1 protein-coding gene is annotated in these 702 nt (G+C 69.1%); it reads left to right on the top strand.

The window, feature by feature from the left end:
- Positions 1-58 precede the first annotated feature (58 nt).
- Complete coding sequence (locus tag CK944_RS22430) at positions 59-676, top strand: CbiQ family ECF transporter T component (RefSeq protein WP_103175210.1); 618 nt, start codon at positions 59-61, stop codon at positions 674-676.
- Positions 677-702: the final 26 nt, after the last annotated feature.

Here is a 702-nt window from a genome sequence, read left to right as displayed (position 1 = left end):
CCGCCTGCGCAGGTGCTGCCCGCCTTCGAGGCGCAGATGCTGGACTGGGGAGGCATGGATGATCTCGCTCACCTCGCCCATTAGGACCTGGGCGCACCGGGTGCCGGCGGGGTTCAAGCTGCTGGCGCTGTCGGTGCTGACGGTGTCGTTGTTCCGGCTGGACCTGACGGGGCTTGTCTTGGCGGCCCTTGGGGTCGCCTGCCTTTATCTGACCGGGGGCCTGGCCTTCGCCGCGCAAGGGGCGCGGCATCTGCGGATGCTGTGGCCTTTCCTGCTGCTGATCGCCCTGTGGCATGGCGTGACGGGCCAGATCCAGGCGGGCGCGGCCATTGCGTTGCGCCTTCTGGCCGCGCTGGCGCTGGCGAATTTCGTCACCATGACCTCGCGGCTGACCGACATGATCGCGGTGCTGACCTGGCTGCTGGCGCCGCTGCGCCGCCTGGGCCTGTCCACCCGCGCGGTCGAACTGGCCATCGCCATGGTGTTGCGCTTCACCCCGATGCTGGTCGAGAACGGGCAAAGGCTGGCGATGTCCTGGCGGGCGCGGTCGCGCCGGCGGCCGAACTGGCGGATCGTGATGCCGATGGCGGCCTTGGCACTGGACGACGCCGACCATGTGGCCGAAGCTTTGCGCGCGCGGGGCGGGATTCTGCCCGACATCCATCGGAGGGACTGAGAATGGAACGCGACATGACCCGGATC

Source organism: Paracoccus sp. SY (assembly GCF_002901215.1).
Lineage (GTDB): Bacteria > Pseudomonadota > Alphaproteobacteria > Rhodobacterales > Rhodobacteraceae > Paracoccus > Paracoccus acridae.
This window is presented reverse-complemented; position numbering and strand designations above follow the sequence as displayed.